Annotated in this window: 14 protein-coding genes; 6 read left to right on the top strand and 8 right to left on the bottom strand. The window is 47.0% G+C overall.

Annotated elements, in window-relative coordinates; translation table 11 throughout:
* Positions 1 to 125: 125 nt before the first annotated feature.
* The 3 genes from lnt (at position 126) to SPB21_RS17835 (ending at position 5,161) form a co-directional block, all read left to right on the top strand.
* Complete coding sequence (lnt, locus tag SPB21_RS17845; protein WP_499867331.1) at positions 126 to 1,589, top strand: apolipoprotein N-acyltransferase; 1,464 nt, start codon at positions 126 to 128, stop codon at positions 1,587 to 1,589.
* A 7-nt stretch (positions 1,590 to 1,596) separates the two neighbouring features.
* Entirely contained in the window at positions 1,597 to 3,243 is a 1,647-nt protein-coding gene (locus SPB21_RS17840; RefSeq protein WP_499867330.1) for an RluA family pseudouridine synthase, read from the top strand.
* A gap of 100 nt (positions 3,244 to 3,343) precedes the next feature.
* The gene (locus SPB21_RS17835; RefSeq protein WP_499867329.1) at positions 3,344 to 5,161 is read left to right on the top strand and encodes a hypothetical protein; all 1,818 of its coding nucleotides are present in this window, start codon (positions 3,344 to 3,346) and stop codon (positions 5,159 to 5,161) included.
* A gap of 7 nt (positions 5,162 to 5,168) precedes the next feature.
* On the opposite strand, the gene SPB21_RS17830 is transcribed toward SPB21_RS17835, so the two are convergent.
* From SPB21_RS17830 to SPB21_RS17815, 4 genes are all read right to left on the bottom strand, one after another.
* On the bottom strand, positions 5,169 to 5,999 hold the full coding sequence (locus SPB21_RS17830; protein WP_163661448.1) for an SWIM zinc finger family protein: 831 nt from the start codon (positions 5,997 to 5,999) through the stop codon (positions 5,169 to 5,171).
* 45 nt (positions 6,000 to 6,044) lie between these two features.
* On the bottom strand, positions 6,045 to 7,445 hold the full coding sequence (locus tag SPB21_RS17825; protein WP_163661446.1) for an aspartate ammonia-lyase: 1,401 nt from the start codon (positions 7,443 to 7,445) through the stop codon (positions 6,045 to 6,047).
* Between the two features lie 210 nt (positions 7,446 to 7,655).
* The gene (locus SPB21_RS17820) at positions 7,656 to 8,567 is read right to left on the bottom strand and encodes an RluA family pseudouridine synthase (RefSeq protein ID WP_499868718.1); all 912 of its coding nucleotides are present in this window, start codon (positions 8,565 to 8,567) and stop codon (positions 7,656 to 7,658) included.
* Between the two features lie 73 nt (positions 8,568 to 8,640).
* Positions 8,641 to 9,060, bottom strand: a complete 420-nt coding sequence (locus SPB21_RS17815; protein WP_163700698.1) for an HHL1-like protein — start codon at positions 9,058 to 9,060, stop codon at positions 8,641 to 8,643.
* Between the two features lie 131 nt (positions 9,061 to 9,191).
* On the opposite strand from SPB21_RS17815, the gene rarD reads away from it, so the two are divergent.
* A complete protein-coding gene (rarD, locus tag SPB21_RS17810) occupies positions 9,192 to 10,061 on the top strand; it encodes an EamA family transporter RarD (protein WP_499867328.1) in 870 nt (289 codons plus the stop codon).
* Between the two features lie 46 nt (positions 10,062 to 10,107).
* On the opposite strand, the gene SPB21_RS17805 is transcribed toward rarD, so the two are convergent.
* Both SPB21_RS17805 and SPB21_RS17800 read right to left on the bottom strand, forming a co-directional pair.
* On the bottom strand, positions 10,108 to 10,278 hold the full coding sequence (locus SPB21_RS17805; RefSeq protein ID WP_250564745.1) for a hypothetical protein: 171 nt from the start codon (positions 10,276 to 10,278) through the stop codon (positions 10,108 to 10,110).
* Between the two features lie 76 nt (positions 10,279 to 10,354).
* The gene (locus SPB21_RS17800) at positions 10,355 to 11,239 is read right to left on the bottom strand and encodes a hypothetical protein (RefSeq protein ID WP_499867327.1); all 885 of its coding nucleotides are present in this window, start codon (positions 11,237 to 11,239) and stop codon (positions 10,355 to 10,357) included.
* Between the two features lie 341 nt (positions 11,240 to 11,580).
* Here SPB21_RS17800 and SPB21_RS17795 point away from each other — a divergent pair, with 341 nt between their 5' ends.
* Both SPB21_RS17795 and SPB21_RS17790 read left to right on the top strand, forming a co-directional pair.
* Positions 11,581 to 12,954, top strand: a complete 1,374-nt coding sequence (locus tag SPB21_RS17795; RefSeq protein WP_163661439.1) for a P-loop NTPase fold protein — start codon at positions 11,581 to 11,583, stop codon at positions 12,952 to 12,954.
* Positions 12,947 to 17,842 (top strand): WD40 domain-containing protein, encoded by a 4,896-nt coding sequence (locus SPB21_RS17790; protein WP_499867326.1) that lies wholly within the window; start codon positions 12,947 to 12,949, stop codon positions 17,840 to 17,842. Before SPB21_RS17795 ends, SPB21_RS17790 begins: the two co-directional genes overlap by 8 nt.
* Positions 17,843 to 17,887: 45 nt before the next feature.
* Here SPB21_RS17790 and SPB21_RS17785 read toward each other — a convergent pair whose 3' ends face one another.
* Together SPB21_RS17785 and SPB21_RS17780 are read right to left on the bottom strand one after the other, a co-directional pair.
* Positions 17,888 to 18,433 (bottom strand): EF-hand domain-containing protein, encoded by a 546-nt coding sequence (locus SPB21_RS17785; RefSeq protein WP_163661435.1) that lies wholly within the window; start codon positions 18,431 to 18,433, stop codon positions 17,888 to 17,890.
* A 118-nt stretch (positions 18,434 to 18,551) separates the two neighbouring features.
* Positions 18,552 to 18,971, bottom strand: coding sequence for a hypothetical protein (locus tag SPB21_RS17780; RefSeq protein ID WP_163661434.1), 420 nt, complete (start codon positions 18,969 to 18,971; stop codon positions 18,552 to 18,554).
* Between the last annotated feature and the right edge of the window lie 122 nt (positions 18,972 to 19,093).

Genomic DNA, 19,093 nt, shown 5'->3' with positions numbered 1-19,093 from the left:
TGGCGAAACGTTGCATGTAGCGTCTGTATAGGATGGCGATATCTCACTGGGCTGAGCCTTTAACCTTAAAATCTAAACCTGATCACAGGCCAAAGTATATAGGTCTTCTGATTGCAGGGATTTTAATGGGGTTGTGGCCTGCTTGGCCCTTGGCTTGGGTGGCGCTAGTACCTCTTTGGTTGGTGATCCATCGAGGGGTAGGACTGCGCCACAGTGCTTTATGCGCGCTGATTTGGGGTGTGGGTTATCACGGCACCATGTTGGAGTGGGTGCTGCACTTGCATCCTATGATGTGGTTGGGAATTCCGTGGTTAGGAAGTGTTGCGATCGCACTCTTTGCCTACACGTTTGTCACGCTTTGGGGAGCAGGGATCGTCATTACTTGGGCCATGGGGATGGCGGCCCTAAATCGAGTCGCGACTTTGGGTAATGCTGGTCGAATTTTTGTGGGTACAGCTTTATGGTGCGGTGTTGAGGCACTGTGGAGCATGGGCCCACTATATTGGACGTCTTTAGCAATTACCCAGAGCCCCGGTAATTTGGTGATTGTGCATTTAGCTCGACTATCAGGGCATTTGACAATTACGGCGGCTATTGTGGCGGTGAATGGAGTATTGGCAGTAGCTGCGGCAAAAATCTGGCAACGGAGTGCTGACTATCGTCGCTGGTTGGTGATGGCGCTGGGGGTTTTTGCGATCGCGCACCTCATTGGCTGGGGCCTTTACCAGCAACCTTTGCAAGACCAATCGGCAGAAGCCATCAAAGTGGGTGTGATCCAGGGAAATATCCCGAGTCGAGAAAAGCTAACGCTGTCAGGTCTTCGTCGTGCTGATGACCGTTACCTAAGTAGCTATCGGCAGCTAGTCGCTACAGGTGTGGATGCTGTCCTAACGCCGGAGGCTGCCATCCCTACCATCTGGAACCCAGATACAAGTGTCTTTGGTGAAGCCGTAGCCCAAACAGGCATTCCCCTATGGTTGGGCACGTTTACCAAAGCACCCGATAAACCCACCTATCTTCACCAAAGTCTGCTGGCAATTTCTCCTAGAGGAACTACTCAGTACAACAAAATCAAATTAGTTCCTCTGGGAGAATATATTCCGCTGGCATCTGTTTTGGGCAATTTAGTACGTCAGCTTTCGGCCATTGGCACCAATTTGCTCCCAGGCCAGCTGGACCAACAATTTGAAACATCCCTGGGGCAGGCGGCGGTGGGCATTTGCTATGACTCTGCCTATGGTTGGATCTTTCGTCATCAGGTGCGTCAGGGAGGAGAGTTTATTCTCACCGTATCCAATAACGATCCCTATCCGCCTCGCATGATGGCACAACACCATGGGCAGGATGTTATTCAAGCGATTTCGACAGATCGTTGGGCGGCGCGGAGTACGAATACGGGGTTATCATCTGTGGTGGATCCCCATGGACGGACGCAATGGATGTCAGCGCCGATGACCTTTGACACCCAAGTGGAAACTATTTATCGGCGTAATACACAGACACTGTATGTGCAGTGGGGGACTTGGTTAGTGCCCGTGTTGCTATTAGCCAGCACTGGATGGATGTTACGCTTTCTAGCATTGCCCTAACTGAGCTATGGGACTATTTCTGCATGCCCCATCAGAGTTGACGGTAGGTGATTCCGCGACTTCTATACCTCGTTATACATACACGGCTCAGTGTTCCGAAACAGATGTTGTCTGGCAGGTACCTCGCACGGGTGAAATTGAGTCAATCGCTAGGGGGCTAATGCAATGTCTTGTCACCGCACCTGAGTATCTGTCAGAAGGTAACTTATACGGTGTGCTCCTGGTACAGACAGCAACCGGTGATAAGGGGGTGCTTAAGGGGTTCTCCGGAGTGATGGATGGTCGAGGTCAAGTGTCGGGTTGGGTGCCTCCATTATCTAATCAGGCTCGAATAACGCTCATTGAAGATCAAACTTTGGCGACGCTTGACCAGCTAAAACGTGAGCTGATTATCCTTGACCAGTTGCCCATACGCATGACTTATCAGCAAGTGTTACAGGGCTATGAGGTCCAAGTAAAGCAGCTAAAAGCAATACATCGTAAAAGAAAACTGGGGCGCGATCGCAAACGCACCCACTATTACAGCACCTTACAAGGAGATACCCTTACCAATGCCCTCAATGAACTCAAGCGAGAGAGTCAACAAGATAGCCTTGAACGCCGTCGCTTGAAGCAGGAGCGTGATCGGGCACTCGCATCTCTTATTGAGGAAATTACCCAAGTCGATCAACAAATACAGAAACTCAAACAGCAGTACAGTACACTTTCTCGGCAATGGCAGGCCCAAATGCAAGTTGCTTATGCAACTGAAAGATTGGGAGAAGGCGAAGTCTTGTTGGAAAGAGCTATAGATAGCGGTATTTTTAGTTCTTCTCTAGAGCAAGTCTGCCAACGGGCTGCTGCCAAACTTTTACATTACGCAATTACCCATGCTTTACAGCCTCTTGCCATGGCAGAGTTTTGGTGGGGAGAGCCAAAAGAAGATTTCTATACAGGACAATTTTATGGGGCTTCCCCTAAAGATTGCCAAATCCTGATGCGCATTGCGCGGATGCCGGTGAAACCGATATTAGTAGCGGAGACTGTGCCTCTTCCTATTCTCTATCAAGATGATGCGATAATTGTGGTCGACAAACCTGCGGGTTTGCTGTCGGTTCCGGGGCGCAGACATGATCTCCAGGACAGCGTGCTGAGTCGTCTTCGTTATCAGTTGCCTGATTATGACTTTTTGCAAGTTGTTCATCGTCTGGATCAGGCCACATCTGGTATTTTAGTCCTAGCAAAATCTCCCAGTGCCCATAAAGAATTAGGCCGACAGTTTGCTAAACATCAGGTACATAAAACCTATGAGGCTATTCTCAGTCGTCCAATTGGTAAGACGGCTGGTGTGATTGATTTACCGCTTTGGGGTAACCCTGACGAACGGCCTAAACAATCTGTGAATATAGAATACGGAAAACCTAGCGTGACCCACTTTGAAGTGTTGCAAACAGGCAACCACCCCAGGGTGAAGTTTATGCCTCAAACAGGTCGAACACATCAGCTACGGGTTCATGCAGCCTCTCCTCAAGGCCTGAATTCGCCCATTTTAGGAGATTCGTTATATGGTGAGGTAAACCAGACAAAGCGCTTGCACTTGCATGCTACATCGCTACAGTTTATTCATCCGGTTACGCAAAAGCGATTGCAGTTTAGGTGTGAATTGCAATTTTAGATAATCTGATTGGACTGTGGATGTGAATTAGCAGCAATTCAATCAATTCAAATGTACTATATATTAATATAAGGTAAGGCTCTATTGGAGGTGTCAGGATATGAAGCTCAGGGTCTTGCTAGGGGCCGCGATGCTGTTGATGACTCTAGTTTTTGTGGTGGAAGCATTACCATCGGGAAAGCTCCAAATGACACAAGATAGTATCCAAACTCTAAATCAGATGGGTCTTTTGAGCGAAGCTACCTATCAAGAGCTAAGAGCAGCTTTAGCACAAGGCTACGATAAATCACGCGCTGCTATTTTACAGCGTATGGCTGACGACTTGAGTCAACGCAGTTTAGGCGGATATAGACTCGATCTAGGAGTGGAGTCTGGTTATGCAGATATCCTGATGTCAGTGGATGAGGTGGAGCAGCTACGCCATTTAATGGATCGGTTAAATGCTACAGAGGGGCCTAGTGAAGATGATTTGCAGCAATTACAGAGTTTCTTTGAACAGTTGACTGCTAGGCAGAACTCTCATGTAAATGATTTAGAGGAGCGGCTATACCACTTGTTAAACCAGCTGAATACAGCTGATTTACTTACCGAGAGAGTTTACCGTCAGCTACACTCACAGATTGATTCTGAAGAAATTGCTTCGGAACTTGCCCTGCATCAACAGGCGGCAAGCTGGATGAGTCTAGACGAACAGCTCTCAGCTGAGATACTAGCTCCCGAACTTGAAAACTTTAATGCTGCAGAGATTCTCTCTGAAGAAAATCATACAAAGCTGACAGAAGCACTGAGACAGGAGGAAATTGCTCATCCCATCCAATTTCTCAACTATTACAACAGAGCATTACTCCTTGACCTGCGCAGTTATTCTAAACAGCCAGAAGATTACCTCCTAGCCATAAATAATGCTGTTGCAGAAATGCTACTGGAAAATGATGTAGTTGATACGCCTATTGACAACTTTGAGGTCCAGTTGGAAGTCAACGAAGAGTCTAGAGTAATTTTAGAAGCTTATAGGAGATTAGCAGAGTCAAGCGAACATGGTGATCGCTATCGACTTTTAGCTAATGACGACTCTTTGTATTACGATGCGATTTTATCAGCAAAAGTAAATGATCGTACTTACTATCAACGAAATTTCTACGGAGGAAATCCTGAAGGACCTAATGACTCTTACAGAGTTATACCTGAAGACATTACTAAACTCTTTAACAAAGTTCTGTATGATCAGGCATCTCCCTATCGAGTTTATAGTGTTTCTAATTTTGGACCAACGTTTGGGGATTCGACTGAACTTGCCAACCAATTAGGCTTTATTGCCCTAACAAAGGCTCAAGCAGATATCTATTTTGATCACGGTTTTGAAGCGAATCATTCTCCCTTACAGTTTACTAGCGATCGCATAGATGAAATTCTGGACTTATTTGAGCAAATTGATCTGCTAGACCACCTGAGTCCAGACCAGATTGAGGCTAGCCGAAAGTTAATTGCCGAAAGCTATATCACTCAGCGTTATGAACTTTTTTCAGCCTTTAAAGATGTAATTCTTCTATTTGAATGGGAGTCAGGCAATGTGGATACGCCTTACCAGAGTCTGACAGAAAACTTTGCTGCTATTTCGCGAGAACAATTTTCACCAACTGAGATATCCAATGAATTTGACTGGGAGAGTCAGACCGCTGCACAGACATTTATCCTGAATGGCACGCAATATCACACCCCCCTAGAGTTTAATGGAGACTGGCTCGACCCTAATTTTTTTAGTTTTATTCAATCAGTTGCAGATCAAGAAATCTCGACAGGTCAGTTTTATGCTGTTGATGTTGGCTATGATGCTCCCGGATATTTGTTCTTAACACCCGCTCAGTTAGAAGTTCTCAGATCTGAAAACTTAATCCAACTCACTACTTCTAATAGGTGAATTCAGATCAACTCAAGGCCGACATCATGGCTTGTTGGGCAACGCTTTGATAAAGGCTCGTAAAATGGCCACTGAGTACCTGGGCATCGCTGGCTGGGAGGGGCATTGGCCCTAAGAGATCCAATACTGTTTGATCCGCTGGGATAATGACGACGAGAGATGAGTCTAGAGCGTCATCATATTGCCAGAAATTTTCTAAGTTAAGGGTTTGAGATTTTGTCTCAGCCGCAACAACAACTTCTTCAGTGTCTTCAGCGATGATTTCTACAGGATTCTCTTCTACCTGTTGCCTCCGCTTTTCACGAATAGCATCGATAATCTGTTCTTTAGTACGACCGCGAAGCTGGAACAGAACGAATGGCTCTTCTCGAAATGCATCTGCTAACTGATAGTACACAGCGGCAATATGCTTACAGGGATTTTTCGGGTCGGGGCAATTGCACTTGGAGTGTACATCCGCCAGGGTAAAAGGAAATAGGCTTAACCCGTTGGCGGTAAATACGCTTTCAATGTCGGCAGGCATTTCACCAGCCAGGAGCTGTGCTGAGTAGAGTGCTTTTTGAGATAACGTATCTACCACGAAATCCCAATCTTCATCGGCAAAGCGATCAATCCAGATGGATAGTTTGTAAGGTTCGTCAGCGGTGCCTTGTACTGAGGCATGGACCTTGGATTCGGTGAAATCCAGTCGGAGAATGTGACCTTCACGGGCGTAGCGGCGACCACGTTCTAAGCGCTTTTTGAAGCGATAGGAATTAAGGAGGTCCACCCATTGCTGTACCCACCAGGCTTCGGATTCGAGTTCGTAGGGATTGGGTGCTGCTTGGTATGAGGTCATGGATGTGCAGGTTTTGGTTGCATTGGTGGATGTTGTGGGGACGGTTTATTCAGGGATTTTGCTCATTTTTTCTAAATCAAGCACTTCGTTTAGTTTATCGTCGGGCATTAGATTTTTTTCTAGCACAAGCTGACGCATGGACTTGCCGGTTTCTAAGGATTCTTTAGCAATGGCGGCGGCATTAAGATAACCGATGTGAGTATTGAGGGCTGTCACCAGGGCAAGACTGCCTTCGGCGAAGTCACGGCAGCGTTCGGGGCGGGCGGTGATACCTGCCAGGCAACGCTTATCGAGGGCGCTGATGGTGTTGCCAAGGATTTCGATGCTGTGGATGAGATCGTAGGCGATCAGGGGCATCATCACATTTAGCTCTAGCTGACCGGCTTGGGCAGCGCAGGCGATGGCTTGATCGTAGCCCATCACTTGGAAGCAGACCATGGAAGTCATTTCGGCCATAACAGGGTTATATTTCCCTGGCATGATGGAGGAGCCTGGCTGAACCGGTGGGAGCTGAATTTCTTTGAGTCCTGTTTTAGGACCTGAGTCTAGTAAGCGCAGGTCGTGGGAAATTTTGACCAGGTCTTGGGCCAGGTTACGGAGGGCACTGGAGACGGCGACAAAGGGAGCCATGCTCTGCATTGCGGCCATTAGGTGGGGGGCACTGGTGAGGGGTTGACCAGTGAAGCCTGCCAGCAGCTCAGCCACGCGATGGCGGTATTGGGGATGGGTATTGAGACCGGTACCAGTGGCACTGCCGCCCAGACCCAGCACGCAAAGATCCTGAGCGGCAGTGCGCAGACGGCGCAGGTGATCGGTGAGAATAACTTCCCAGGCACGGAAGCTTTCGCCAAGGCGGATAGGCACAGCGTCCTGCATGTGGGTACGGCCAGAGCGGACGATGTCTTGGAATTCGGTGGCTTTGGTTTGGAGTGTTGCGATCGCACCCGCCAAACTCGGATATAAGGTATGCTCCAACGCCAGTAACCCACCAATGCGAATCGCTGTGGGAATCACATCATTGGTTGACTGCCCATAGTTCACATGGTCGTTAGGGCTGATGCGCTTATAGTTGCCTTTTTCATCCCCCAGCAGTTCCAGTGCCCGATTTGCCAGCACCTCATTAACATTCATATGGTGGGAAGTACCTGCCCCGGCCTGGTACACATCCACAATGAACTGATCCCGCAGCTTGCCTTTGAGGATTTCATCCGTGGCGGTGACGATGGCCTGGGATAGTTCTGTAGGGATGCAGTTGAGTTCGCCGTTTGCGATCGCAGCTGCTTTCTTAATCAGCAAACACGCATCTACGTAAGTGGGTAATGGCTTTAGACCGCTGATGGGGAAATTTTCCACCGCCCGCAGGGTTTGGATACCGTAATAGGCTGCTGAAGGGATTTCCTTTTCCCCCATGGAATCTTTTTCAATGCGGTTGGTGGAAGTAGTCATTGTGAAATGGAAAGAGCAATAGCGATCGGTGGGGGAGTTTTGAGTTCTTAGTTATTGGTTATTAGTTTTTAGGGTTAAACAAGCTCTGACTAGGTAAAGTTATTTGCTTTGAGTAACTCAAAATGCTCAGCAAGCTGAGAAGAGCAAAGCTCTACAAAACTCAAAACTGCCTAGTTGATAGTAGCGGTTAGAGTGAACCTGTGGTCATCTCTACGGTAGCAATTGTGGTGGTGGTGCACAGGTGAGTGTCATTGATTCGCCTGCGGGATGTATGAATGAGAGCTTATGGGCGTGGAGCCAATAGCCACAGTCGCTAGGTATGGCTGTGCCTTCTGGATGGGGGTGACCGCCAGCGATGTAAAGCGGATCGCCTAGGAGTGGGTAGCCCATGGTGGCTAGGTGGATGCGGATTTGGTGGGGTCTGCCGGTGAGGATAGCGACGTCTAGCAGGGTGGCGTCAGGACGGTGGTGGACCACGGTGCAGCCGCTATGGGCATCGAGACCGTTTGGATTAGCGCCGTAGATGTATCCCAATTGAGGATAGGGAATTTTGCCGATGGGATGGGTGATGGTGAACTGGTCAGGCAGGTTATCTGCTGGGCCGATGAGGGTGCGATAGGTTTTGCCTAGTTGACGCTGGCGCATCTGCTGACTGAGATTGGCACGGGCAACCTTGGTTTTGGCGATGAGCAGAATCCCAGACGTGCCTCGGCCTAATCGATGGATAGGGGCTGCGGTTGGATTGCGCTGGCGGAGCTGCCATAGGAGGGTGTGCTGCAAGAAATTGCCGCCGGGGAGTACGGGTAAGCCTGACGGTTTATTGATGACTAGCAGCAGATCGTCTTCGTAGATCGTAGCGATATCTAGGGGAACTGGAGGTTCCTGCCAGGGAGGACGATGGTAGCTGAGGCGTTGTCCGGCTACTAGGGGGGTGTCAGGGGTTGTGGGCTGGCCGTTGAGGAGGATTTGGCCTGATTCGATGCGGGTTTGCCAGGTGGCTCGGTCTGAATGGCGGTAATGGTGGGTGTAGTAGTCGAGGACGGTGGTTGGGGGTGGTTGGGTGGATATGTGGCCTGACGAGTCAGGGCTGATGCGATCGCAATAAACCCAGCCATCATTCAACCCCGGAGGGTGAGCATTGAACACTCTTCGGGGTTGAACACCATCTATCTGATTGCGCGTCTCATCCAATTGTTTATCGCTTAAATAAACCAGTAACGCTGTTCTTAACCTGATTTGCAATGGCCTGAACGCCACCCGCAATACCCGGTTTAGGAGGCACTGCTACAGTAATCGGTTCATCCTTAAACGCCTTTACTCTGTAGCCATACTCCAGGTTAGTCTTGTTCTTCCGCAGAATTGGATAAATCCGAAACGCACCTTGGAGCAGATCTTCTTCACTGGCAAAGATAGCGCGATCGATATCAGTCGACCGCTTTACAGCCACTACGCCCACTGGGTACCACTGCTTTTTATCTTTGATGCGAATATGCACCTCAAACTCAGGATCGCCAGAGGAACGGCGCTTATCCATTTCCTGAGAGGCTTCCTGCCGTCGCTTAGTGCGTTCCGATACCTTGGGTTTAGGTTTAGCTTTGCCAAATCCGGTGGCCATAGGAATACCTCTTGAGGTTAGTGCTTTGTAAAAGTTTACATCTTTTTAATTATAGACCCTTATAAATGTGGTCGATGGTGGCTAGCTTAGGTGACTGCTAGGGTTAGTTGCAGTATCTACCCAGGTTTAATTTGAATATACAATCTGGTCCGCTCTACGCCATTCTTGCGTATGGTTCTTGGGGCTTGCTCCCCATTTATTGGAAGTTTTTTAGTGCGGCCTCACCCATAGAGGTGCTCAGTCACCGCATGCTGTGGTCACTGGTCTTTCTGAGTTTGATTTTGACGCTGCAACGGCGATTGTCAGAATTGCGCAAGCTACCACGGCGTCAAGTGCTTGGACTATTGGCAACAGCTTTACTGCTCAGTGTTAACTGGGGGCTGTACATTTACGGTGTGAATACGGATCAGATTGTAGAGACTAGCCTAGGGTACTTTATCAATCCGCTAGTGTCGGTGATGCTGGGTTTTGTCGTTCTGCGAGAGAGACTTTATCGAGGACAGCAATTAGCAGTAGTGCTGGCGACTATCGGGGTGGGTTACTTTATCTGGCAGTTTGGCTCAGTCCCTTGGATTGCACTGGGACTAGCAGGCACGTTCGCACTGTATGGATTGTTGAGGAAGATGGTAGCTGTGTCTCCAATGGTGGGACTGGCAGTGGAAACAGCACTGATGACGCCAGTGGCATTGTTACTCATTTTTTACTGGCAATCATCGGGAACTGGGAGCTTTGGTAGTAGCTTTAGCCTGACGTTGTTGTTTATTGGGGCTGGTGTGGCGACATCGATGCCCTTGCTGTGGTTTAACAATGCGGCGAAGCGGTTGTCATTAGCCACGTTAGGATTCTGTCAGTACATCGCTCCATCACTTCAGCTGATGCTTGGTATATTTTTGTATCAGGAGTCGTTTACACAGACACATTTAATTAGTTTTAGCTGTATTTGGACTGCATTGTTGGTTTATTCGAGTACATCTTTGTTTAGAGCAAGATCAACAGCTTAATGTTACTCATCAATGGATAGCATCACTGTTTAACAGAATCATAGAATCATATTCGTAACTGGCCATCACGGGCATAGGCTTCGAGGTCAAAGGCACATTCGTTGCCTTCAACCATTTCGCGATCTGGGTATAGTTCGGTTAGGGATTTGCTGATGTGGTATGCGATCGCATTTGTTGGCAATTGTAATGCATCCGTGATCAACTGCTTAATTTCCATGGATTTCTGGCTAAAAGACGAATGACACCTCTATGCTATTGACCCTTGTTCTCCATATGTGACCGTTATCAAGTATTTACATGGCTTCAGTTCCAGGCATGATGCCAAAAATCTGATTGGAATAGTGAAGCAGTTCTTCGTTTTTGATCAATAATAAAAATCGTTCATCTTCAGCGAAAGTCTGCCAACGATTAGTGACGTCCATGGTTTGTGCATTGCCACTTAAACCTTGCTGATCAAACGAACTGCCACCACCATAGCTGCTGACATAATCCAACCCTGCATCAGAGAAGTTGATGTCCAGTGCTTCTGCAATACCCTGACGATAGTCCTTGTCTGAAAACCAATAATTATAGTTAATAACAACTTTCTGATTGCCGAGATAAGACGTTTCTCCTACATATTCTTTGGCATGCTCAATCCACATGTCAATCAATGAGATGCCTTCCGTTTTCACATCTAGATAGTTTTTCCTCAGACGACTAGCTAAAAGATTAAAGGGATCTCTAAGGACTAAGACATTGTATCTATTCTGGGTTTTGCCAATGTAGAGATCATGTTTCTTCTCAGTACTCGAATGAACAATCTCAGCCACACTATAGTCTTCATAGCTGTAGATAAAACAGTCTTTAGGTTGAAACTTACCCCAAGCTTCGTCATGAAAACCTTTATGGGGAAAATGCAGATGATAGTGCCGAAACGGACTGGTTTCCACTGACACATTATTGAGAAACTTAACGTTCGGTATTTGAGCTTTAATCCAGTGCAAAACCGCATGATTACCGCTGCGTCGCAGGCCGATGAAGCGAATTTCCTTTTGATTGATAATTTTTGAGAGTTCACTCCGTTGCGTTAACGCGCGCCATGCATCATGGGCGTCATAGGCTAAATCGCGTTTTAGCTTTCTCAAAGGGTTGAGTTGCCCATTGATGAGGGTAGACAGCTGATTGACTGGATTCATTTGAACTTCTTCGATGACGAGGTAGCACGTGTCATTAGTTATAAATCCTATACTGCCTGTTATGTCCGTAGATAGCTTTACAAAGCAAGAGCGCTGATTGTTCATCGTTGCTTCATAGCAGTGCTTATGAGTAATTCTTCCCTGCCCATGGGGCTGACTTAGCAGTGCTGACTAATGAGACGATATCTACTAAATTCCACAAAAATCCGTACTCAAATCATTAGTCGCTGTAGATATCTAGGCTGAAGCCTTTAAATTTTTCAACAGTCGATGGGTGGTCTCAGAAAAATAAGCCATAGTCTTATGCAGAGCGGCGCTAGTCAGAGGAAGTGGGATAAACCATGGGAGTAAATCTAGGTCGATTTTTTCGAGCGTGTAACCCAAGCAAAACGCTGAATCTCATATCCCCTGATGATGGTAAGTATTACATCGACTTTTCGGAGGTGCGGGGTAGTGACTTGGTGCGAGAACTAAAGCGCACCATTACCTTTTCGGATCATGAGCCCACCTGTCAGTTGTTTACGGGGCACATTGGCTGTGGCAAGTCCACCGAGTTATCCCGTCTGCGTCAGGAATTGGAGGATGAGGGTTACCATGTGGTTTACTTTGAGTCCACTGATGACCTGGATATGGGAGATGTGGACATTAGCGATATCCTGCTAGCCATTGCTAAACAAGTTAGTAAAAGCCTGGAGGAGGCACGTCTGCGTCTGACACCCAATAAGTTTCAGAAACTGCTCCAAAGCACGGCTACTTTACTGAATTCTGAAGTGACAGGGCTCAAGGTGAAAATTCCCGAGATCGCTGGCTTCAAGGTGGGCGAAGAGGTGGGTCTGAGCAGTGAAGATGGTAACTATTCCCTGGCCTTTGGCATTGGTGAGCTGACCACGAAAGCAAAAGACAGCAAAGATGTGCGATCCCTACTAAGACAGCATTTAGAGCCCCGCATTAATTCTATTTTGGAGGTGATCAATAGCGAACTGATTGATACAGCGAATCAGCAGCTGAGTACTCAGGATAAGGCTGGGTTGGTGGTGATCGTTGATAACCTGGACCGCATTGATAATAAACCCCGTGGCCAGGGGCGTCGTCAGCCAGAATATCTATTTGTTGACCGTGGTGACCAGCTCAAGAAACTGCGCTGCCATGTGGTGTATACCGTGCCGCTAGTGCTGTCTTTTTCTAATGAGCAGGAGAACCTGACCAATCGGTTTGGTAGTGCGCCTCAAGTATTGCCCATGGTCCGTACCCAAAACCGAGATGGCAGTCCTTGCGAAGCCGGTATTAGTGCCCTCCGACAAATGCTGCTGGCTCGGGCATTTCCAGACCTATCGGCTAAGGAACGGTTAGCTAGAGTTGGTGAGCTGTTTGACTCGCTAGAAACTCTAGATCGACTATGCCTTGCCAGCGGTGGTCATGTGCGAAATTTACTTGTATTAATTAACTACTGCTTAAAAAAAGCCGATCCACCTTTTACCAGGGAGTTGCTGGACCGGGTGATTAGTCTTCGACTCAGCGATTTAACCAAGGCCATCGACTTTGAGGAATGGGGTCTGCTGCGGGAGGTGAATCGCACGAAAACTGTTCGAGGCGAAGGGGAATATCAGTCGCTATTACGCAGCTTATTTGTGTTTGAATATCGGGATGCTGGACAAACCTGGTTTGCGCTCAACCCAGTTTTACTCAATGCTGAGGAACTAAAGTCTGATGCCTGAGGTGCCATCACCGCAAAATCAAGAAGCTTTGGAAGAACTTTGTCGTCTACTGCGGTTTTCCCAAGGTGAATTTGCGTTGATTTTGGCAGTATGCAACTCCACGCTTCACCGTCAGGAGTTGATTAGTAAGCTACGGCAACAATGTGCTTTTCCGTTTGATGAGATCACTCTGGCTCCAACGGCGACCACACTCTTTACCACGGTTAATGCCTATACCAGGAATGCTGACCCTGATGCTTTGATGGTGTACGGTCTCAATGAGGTGCAGGATTCGGAGCAATTGTTAACTGCCACTAACCAGATTCGTGAAGAGTTTCGTGAGTTTTTGTTTCCCCTGGTACTATGGCTCACTGATAGTGACCTGAAGCATATTATTCGCACCGCACCAGATTTTTATACTTGGGCTAATTCGATTACGTTTGAAACACCGTCGTCCTTTTTTCTAGTATTTATCGATAAATTTATTCAAAATGTATGGCAACAGGTAACGCAGTCCCAGGAGCATCGCTTTCTCACTGTCCGAGACTTAGGTTTTACAACTAGTTCGGCTAACTACCAAGAATTAGAAACGAGCTTGGCGGCATTGAATGCTTATAATGTGCAGCTTTCTCCATTTCAGACGGCTGACTTGGAATTTGTGCGTGGACGCATTGCTAATAACAATCTAGATATAGCTCGCCACCACTATGAACATAGTCTGAAGCAATGGAAAAGCTTGATTGCTGAAACAGATCATGCTCTTGAGTGGCAGGAGAAAATGGGGCATGTGCAATTTTATCTAGGGCTGTGGTGGCGCACCCATGCTGAGCGTCACTTGCCTGACTTTGAGCGTGCTTTAAATAATGCTTGTAAATATTTTACTGCGGCTATAGATACGTTCGAAATTGCTCAGCAACCAGAATTAGCTGCCAAATATATCAATTACTTGGCGGAGTCTCTTCATCGTTTGGAACGGTGGTCAGAACTAGAGATCGTGGCGACTAAGGCTAAAAATCTACATCAACAACAACAGCAGAATACTTTTCGGCTAGCTCGTGCTGGGGGGTTTCTGGCGGAGGTAGCTTTAGCTAGAGGCGACTGGGCTAAGGCTCAAGCCTATGCTGAATCTGCGTTGCGACTAATTCAACCGGCTAATCTTTCTCTAAAAGATAAACAGGATGTTGATTTGTTCAATTGGGTGAATAGTTTTCATCGTAGCTGGTATCTATTTTCGTTAGGGAAAGCCCAGTTTCAACAACGAGAAATTGATACAGCAGTTGCTACGTTAGAAGAAGCCCGTAGTGTGGCTCATCCAGACTACGATCCCAGGTTGTATAGCTTATTGCTAGCACAGTTACAAAAAGGATATTTTCAGCAGGGGCTATATCTACCTGCCTTTGAGACCCGTCGTCAGAGAGATGCTATCGAGAGTCGGTTTAATTATCGTGCATTTGTTGGTGCGGGGCGATTACAGCCAAAACAACAAATGGCAAATCCAGCCTTGCCTTCTGACGAAGTCTTCAAAGATGTCATTGTGGCATCTGGTCGTAAACAGGATGTAAAAGAACTGGTACGACGGCTGGGTCAAGATGAGTATGTTTTGACCATTGTGTATGGTCCATCGGGAGTAGGTAAGAGTTCTCTGATTGAGGCAGGATTGGTGCCTGCATTGGAGCGGGAGCGCATTGAAACTCGTCGGGTGGTGCCCGTGTATCTACGACGATATCGTAACTGGGTTGAGGATCTAGTCCAAACTCTGACGGATATAGATGCTAAAGGAGACTTGTATAGTTCTGGCATTCTTGGTTACGTGCAAGAAGGGTCTGAGGAAACGGATGAGTCTGTTGCTGCCAGTTCCATACCACCTGAGAAGGTTCTCCGTCGTTTAAAGCATTACACTCAGAAAAATCAGGTATTGGTATTGGTCTTTGACCAGTTTGAAGAATTCTTCTTTGAGTTTGAGCAAACGGCAGAGCGTCGCCCATTTTATGATTTTTTGCGGTCCTGCTTGACGATGCCCTATGTCAAAGTGTTGCTATCGCTGCGGGAAGATTATATTCACTATTTGTTAGAGTGCGATCGCATCACTACTTTAGATATTATCGACAATAATATTCTCGACAAAAAGTGGCTCTACTACATAGGGAATTTTAGCCTTGAGGAAACCCAATCGGTTTTTAAGGATCTGACCTATCCTACCCCCTATAACCCTGAAGATGACCTGATAGAACAGGTGGTTAAAGACTTAGCGGCAGGGGCTGGAGAAGTGCGTCCCATTGAGTTGCAAATTGTTGGAGCGCAGCTACAGACGGAAAACATCACCACTAAGCGAGAGTATCACAATTGGGGGGACCCAAATTTATCGACTAAAGAACTGCTCGTACAGAAGTATCTCAATGACGTTTTATACGAATGCGGTCCTAGAGAAAATCAGCAGCTTGCTGAGCTAACGCTGTATTTGCTAACGGATGAGAAAGGAATTCGTCCCCTAAAGACAGAATCTGATTTAGTGGATGATTTGCGTAGTTATGGTGAGCAGAAGGCGCTAAAACGCCAGAAAATAAACCTTATTCTCAAGATTCTTACTAAGTCAGGGTTGGTGGTGGAGGTGCCAGAGTTCCCTCAAGAGCGCTACCAGTTAGTGCATGACTATCTGGCAAGCTTCATGCGTGAGCAAAAACAGTTTCTGAAAATTGAAAGACTACGTGATGACTTAGCCAGGGAAAGGAAAGAACGAGAACGAGTTGAAAATAGGCTTTCTCGATTTTTTAAAGCCCTGATGATATTTGGCGGAGTAGTGGGTGTTGCCGCTGTTGTGACTAGTATTGTTTTGGCGATACTTTTGGTGAATACACGCGCACTAACTCGTCGAACCAAGCAATCGTCCATTGAACGATTGCTCGATAGTTCGAACACTTTTCATCAAACAGATAAGGGGCAGCTGATGGAACCACTGCTTAAATCGCTGGAGGCTGCTGAAATATTTCGACAGCTGCAATGGGATAAACCAGAGCTCAAGGCACGTATCTCTATTGAGTTACAAAAATCCTTAAGCGAGATTCGGGAGATTAATCGCTTTGGTGGGCATTCCAAATCTGTTCTTGCTGTTGCCTACAGCAATGATGGCACAATGATTGCTTCTGCTGGCGATGATGGCACAATTAATATCCGACAAAAAGATGGGCGTTTGATCAGCAGTATATCTAGAGCCCACACAAAAGGCATTAGAAGTGTTGCCTTCAGTCCTAATAATGAACGGATTGCATCAGCCAGTGACGATCAGACGATCAAAATTTGGGATTTAAATGGCGTATTACTAAAAACACTCACGGGCCATACAGGAGCAGTTAACAGTGTTGTATTTAACCCAGATGCCCAGATGCTGGCCTCAGCCAGTGCTGATAGGACGGTCAAACTTTGGAATGTGAATACTGGTCTTGAAGTACGCACCATGCGCGGACATACATCTTGGGTGAACAGTGTTGATTTTAATCGTGATGGCAATCTCCTGGTTTCAGGGGGGAGTGATCAAACGATTCGGCTTTGGTCCTCAGAGGGTGAAGACTTAGGTCAGATGGCGGGCCATGGGGCTTCAGTTAATCAAGTGGTATTTAGTCCGAATGGCCAGCTGTTGGCTTCTGCTAGCACCGATAGAACCGTTAAACTCTGGACGCTTGATGGCCAGCTGAGGGATAGTCTTGATGGTCATCAAGCTAAGGTTTGGGACGTCAGCTTTAGTGCCGATAGTCAGTTTCTGGTTTCTGCCAGTAGTGACAGAACGATCAGGCTTTGGAACTTACAGGGGCAACAACTGGATGCCTATCAATCAAGTGATGCTCAAGCCAGCTTTTTTAACGTTAGTTTTAGCCCTAATGAAAACGCATTTGTTTCGGCCAGTGCGGATGAACGGGTCAGCCTATGGGACTTCAGAGCAAAAGATAGAACACTTATTAGTCACACAGAGACACAGGCCACTAGCATTGCATCGGCTAATGTTAACGGTGCTTTTATCTCAGGCTATCGAAATGGCACGATTAAATTTTGGGATGGCAGTGGCAGTTTGGTGAGCATTATTCAAGCCCATAATGGGAGCATTACTGATCTTAGCTACAGCTCTAGGGGAGATTTGATTGTTTCTGCCAGTAATGATGGCACGATTAAGTTGTGGCGTAATACCGGCGAACTGATCAAAGAATTTGATGGTCACGACAGTTCTGTTTCCAGTGTTGAATTTAATCCGAGAGATGACTCAATCGCTTCAGCAGGTATAAATGGAGAGATTAAGCTCTGGAGTGCTAACGGCGAGCTGACGCATCACTTTGGTGATAGGGACAGACCCATATCCAGCATTAGCTACAGCCCTAATGGAAAACTGTTAGCGTCGGGTAGTCAAGATGGCACTATTCATCTTTGGGATACAGAAGGCCAACGGCTTAAAACCCTAAGGCGTCACCAGCATGCTATTTCTAACATTCAATTTAATGCCGGAGGGAATCATGTGGCTTCGGCTGACGTTAATGGAACAGTTGCTATTTGGAGTGCTCAGAATGGTAATTTCTTGTTTTCCAGGAGTTACTTGGGGCGGATTACAGATATAACCTATGGTGACAGTGATGAATTACTTATTGTTGCGTCAACGGAGGGTAAGATTCATGTTTGGCATTACCCTACGGATACAACGGTGGCAACATTAAATATTCACCGTAGTGGGTATCCCATTCTCTTGGACTTTGATGTAGATGAGACCACGTTGTTGTCACTGGGGTTGGCTGGTAAGCTCAACCTTTGGAATTTAGATATGGATGAGCTAATGCAGTCGAGCTGTGACTTACTGGCCGAGTATCTAGCTCCTGATGAAGATAGTTCTGGGAATAGTCCCCCTCCTGCCCTTTGCCAGACCTCAGGCTAAGGTTGAAGCAGCAGGGGAATAATCGCAGGAGTTTATGACTGCCCATTAGTAAGGCCCAAACATGGAATTTGCCACTGAAGTGGGATCATCGCCGCAGAAGAAATCGTCAATTAAAACTAAGATTTCGTCCTTGCTGAGAAAACCGTCGCCGTTCATATCCAATTGCTCAAAAGCAAGAGGGGCATAGGCAGGATGCACATTGTATACTTGAAAAAGCTCGGCCCACTCTTCTGTGCACAGCTGACCGTCGCCATTGGTATCAAACACTTCAAAAATCAGCTTCATTAAGGATTGAACTTCTTTAAAGTATCGGTCTTTGTTACCTAAAACATCATCGTAATAGGTGAGCCACTCCTGCAAGCTGATTTTCTTATCACTATTACTATCAGCACCACTTAATAGAGACTTCCAGGCCTGAAGAAAGCGTTCTTTGAGGGCTAATACCTTAGGCGAACGGGCACCTAGATTTTTAACTTTTGCTAGCTTGGTGGCGATATTTTCAAAATCTTTGCAAACTAAGAACCCATCGCGATCGCAATCATACATACAGAACAGCTTCAGGAGTTTGCGGTTTTGCAGCTCTGTCAACATAGTGTCTATAAATCTCCTAGTAGATGGGTGAGTGATTGCGTGTTAATCCAAGAACCGTAGCATTGGTACGAGAATCATAAATCATTCATTACCCAAAAATCGTTAGCTATAAAATGCTTTACTCTCGTACCTGCTCAACAACCCGCTCTCCATCATCTGACCAGTAAGCATAGGTGCCAGCTGCAAAATCCCACTCGCCGACAAACTGTAACGATGCGCCGGTTTCCGTCCACTCTACGCCATAGCCATCCCGCACAAAGTCCAGCGAGTCGCCCCCATAAAAATTACCCCCGCGGTCGTAGATAGCGATGCTGCCGCTCATGTCACTGCCTTGTCCGGGCATCGCTGGAAGAAAGTGATAGAGCTTGGGGTAGGTGATGACTGCTTCGTACTTTCCTGTGGGATCGGATAATCGGTCGTATTCAACCTGCACTAAGGACAGGTAAATGACGGCCCAAATCAGGCTGGAGCCTAGGAGCATCAGACCGTGGATGCTGGCGCTGGTTGCGATCGCAATGCCCACAAAAAGTTTTCGCATTAAAGAGCGCATCTACCTATCTTCTATCCATAACCTGAGAACTGAGAAAAAAATGCACCCTGCTACAGAACAAGACCCAACGGTAGCTTCATGACGTTTCCAAGGAATTTCGCAAGGCAATC

It is taken from the genome of Leptothoe sp. ISB3NOV94-8A, assembly GCF_043421595.1.
Lineage (GTDB): Bacteria > Cyanobacteriota > Cyanobacteriia > Phormidesmidales > Phormidesmidaceae > Leptothoe > Leptothoe turfae.
This window is presented reverse-complemented; position numbering and strand designations above follow the sequence as displayed.